This is a genomic window from Pseudomonas sp. IT-P258 (assembly GCF_949767825.1).
Classification (GTDB): Bacteria; Pseudomonadota; Gammaproteobacteria; order Pseudomonadales; family Pseudomonadaceae; genus Aquipseudomonas; species Aquipseudomonas monachiensis.
The window spans coordinates 1-293 of sequence record NZ_CATKPU010000089.1; the positions used below are offsets into that span (position 1 = coordinate 1).

Consider the following 293-nt stretch of genomic DNA (forward strand, 5'->3'; position numbering starts at 1 on the left):
AGAGCGACATCGTTGGCGTTGTTCGCTTTGGCCTCACGACCCAGCGCCAGGCTGCTCTCACCCGTGGACAGCGCGTTGTAACCCACAGCCGTGCTGCCCTGCCCTTCGGCCGAGGAGTCGCTCACGGCCAGACCGGCTTCGTTGGTACGAGCGTAGCGAATGCCCACACCATGGATGTCGGTGTAGCTGTTACTGGTGTCGCCTGCGATGTTCTTGATCGTATTGTCGATGTTGGTGACGCTGGTGTTGGTCTCGTTGAGCTGCGACATGTTCACCGCGTCGCTGTCATCCAC

1 protein-coding gene is annotated in these 293 nt (G+C 60.4%); it reads right to left on the bottom strand.

Annotated features, from left to right (window positions below; translation table 11 throughout):
• The coding region (locus ACM6G4_RS25925) for a hypothetical protein (RefSeq protein ID WP_414914885.1) at positions 1–269 on the bottom strand (269 nt) is incomplete at its 3' end.
• Positions 270–293: the final 24 nt, after the last annotated feature.